The sequence below is a fragment of the Romboutsia sp. genome (assembly GCF_035470145.1).
GTDB lineage: Bacteria > Bacillota > Clostridia > Peptostreptococcales > Peptostreptococcaceae > Romboutsia_D.
Genome location: NZ_DATIRC010000281.1, coordinates 1 through 1,970, shown reverse-complemented (window position 1 = coordinate 1,970; position 1,970 = coordinate 1). Strand labels below are relative to the sequence as shown.

The 1,970-nt window shown below is 30.1% G+C and carries 2 protein-coding genes; both read left to right on the top strand.

What is annotated here, in order from left to right; translation table 11 throughout:
• Nucleotides 1–1,107: iron-containing alcohol dehydrogenase (locus VLM92_RS11600; RefSeq protein WP_325276496.1), on the top strand; the 1,107-nt coding region annotated here is incomplete at its 5' end.
• A gap of 445 nt (nucleotides 1,108–1,552) precedes the next feature.
• Nucleotides 1,553–1,726 carry a hypothetical protein gene (locus VLM92_RS11595; protein ID WP_325276495.1) on the top strand — a complete coding sequence of 58 codons (174 nt, stop codon included), beginning with the start codon at nucleotides 1,553–1,555 and terminating at the stop codon, nucleotides 1,724–1,726.
• Nucleotides 1,727–1,970: the final 244 nt, after the last annotated feature.

Below are 1,970 nucleotides of genomic sequence, written 5' to 3'. Positions count from 1 at the left end.
CAACAAGTGGGAGAAATGGCATCACTTTTTAAGTGTAAAAAAGTTTTTTGTATTTATGATAAGGGAATTAAGGAAGCTGGTATTGTTGATGGAATTATTGAGAACATAAAGAATTCAAGTATCGAAGTAATTGAATTTGATGAAGTTGTTCCAGATCCACCAGCCTATTTAGTAGAAAAAGCTGCAAATATTGCAAAACAAGAAAATGTAGATGGTATAGTTGCTATTGGTGGAGGAAGTTCTATAGATGCAGCAAAGGGAGTTAATATTCTTTTAGGAAATGAAGGATCAATTCTTGATTATGCTGGAGTGAATCAAGTACCAAATCCAGGGAAACCTTTAATTGTTATACCTACAACATCTGGTACAGGAAGTGAAGTAACTGTTGCTAGTGTTATTACGGATACAGAAAATAGTAGAAAAGTTGTTTTTGTAGGTAATAATGTAGGAGCAAATTTAGCAATCATAGATCCAGCTTTAACGTTAGGATTACCAAAAAGTATTACAGCTGCGACAGGTATGGATGCTTTTTCACATGCAGTAGAAGCACTTACAACTACAATTGCTACACCAATGACGGATGCTATAGCAGAACAAGCGATTTCGATTATTTATAACAATCTTCCTAAAGCCGTTGAAAATGGTAAAGACATAGAGGCAAGATCTAATATGAGTTTAGGTAGTATGATGGCAGGAATAGCATTTAGTAATGGGTTTGTTCATTTAGGACATGCTCTTGCACATGCAATGGGTGCAAAATGGCATATACCACATGGTGTTGTCTGCGCAATTGCTTTACCTTATGCAATAGAATTTAATGCAGAGTATGTTCCTGAAAAAATCAAACGAATAGGTTTGGCAATGGGATTAGATATTCAAGAAAATCTATCTGTAGAAGATATGACAAAATTAGTTGTAGATGAGATTAGAGCGTTCAACAAAAAAGTTAATATACCTACATTAGAAGAAATTGGTGTAGAGAAAGAAGCTTTTGAAGCTATATGTGAACAAACCATGAATGAACTTACAATTAATTTTTCTCATAAGCCAGTTACAAAAGAAGCTGTAATGCAAATATTAGAAGCTGCTTGTGAAGAAGAAATATAAATAATAAACTAAACAAAAGCCATATGGTAATTCCGCTATAGCAGGAATTAAATAGAAAATAAATTACTAATATAAAAGGAGTATCTCTAAATTAAAGATACTCCTTTTAATATATTTTAGCCTTTCATCTTCATCTACATATTCTGAGATATCGCCTTTTACTAAAAAATCTGGAGAATAAGTTGAATACTTAATTAATATATACATACGACTATAAAAAAACTTATTTTTATGGATTAATGATTACTGGTTTAATTATAGGTATAACAAATCTAGGTACACTAACACAGATTCCTTCATTTTTAATAATGAATGGATATAGTGAAAATTTTGTAGCGTTAGTTATAACACTTTATAATGTCACATTAATTTTTGGAAAACTTGCATATGGATTTATCAATGATAAGATTGGTACATATAAAGGAAATATTTATGTGATTTCACTATGGATTGCTGCGATTGCGGTATTGCCATTTGCAGCAAATATGCGCTTGTAAACTCATTAGGACTTGCATTAGGTTCACCTATTTCAGGAATGATAGGAGATAAGACTGGAGCTATTTTAGTTATAAGATATATTTACGATTTAGTTAAAATTATTATTAAGTGCTTTTTCTGAAAAGTATTTTGATTACTTACATTGTAAATATAATAGTTGTTTGATAAAATATTATAAAAAATTAACGTATTTAAAGAACAATATATTTAATATCTTAATTTTTTATATATAAAGAAATTATATGATTTTTAATTTGTTGATAGAATTAATAAATAGGCTAACATAGCCTTAATTTAAAACCGCACTTACTGCTGATACGGAGAACCGTACCACAAGTAAGTGCTACACATTAAAAATAAGTGAT

Excerpts from the sequence above, each read along its gene's own strand:
- VLM92_RS11595 (WP_325276495.1), top strand. The coding sequence starts at position 1,553 with ATGGATTGCTGCGATTGCGGTATTGCCATTTGCAGCAAATATGCGCTT.